This window comes from Pseudoalteromonas sp. MER144-MNA-CIBAN-0113 (assembly GCF_040308965.1).
Classification (GTDB): Bacteria; Pseudomonadota; Gammaproteobacteria; order Enterobacterales; family Alteromonadaceae; genus Pseudoalteromonas; species Pseudoalteromonas tetraodonis.
This window is the reverse complement of sequence record NZ_JBEOOG010000284.1, coordinates 1-281: the sequence shown is the minus strand read 5'-3', so window position 1 is coordinate 281 and position 281 is coordinate 1. Positions and strand designations below refer to the sequence as shown.

1 pseudogene is annotated in these 281 nt (G+C 42.3%); it reads left to right on the top strand.

The features are described 5' to 3' along the window. Positions 1-281 (top strand): annotated as a pseudogene (locus AAEY57_RS19725) (phosphate ABC transporter permease); the annotation flags it as partial.

Below are 281 nucleotides of genomic sequence, written 5' to 3'. Positions count from 1 at the left end.
GGCAAGAAGTGTGGTACGAAGGTTACCCAGAGCCAGGTTATATTTGGCAGTCAACATCAGCCAGTGACGACTTTGAATCTAAGTTTTCACTTGTGCCAATTTCGTTCGGTACATTAAAAGCAGCACTTTATGCGATGTTGTTTGCTGTACCAATTGCGCTTTCGGCGGCTATTTACACGGCATACTTTATGTCGAGCAAATTACGTAAAGTGGTTAAGCCTACCGTTGAAATAATGGAAGCATTACCAACCGTTATTTTAGGTTTTTTAGCGGGTCTTTGG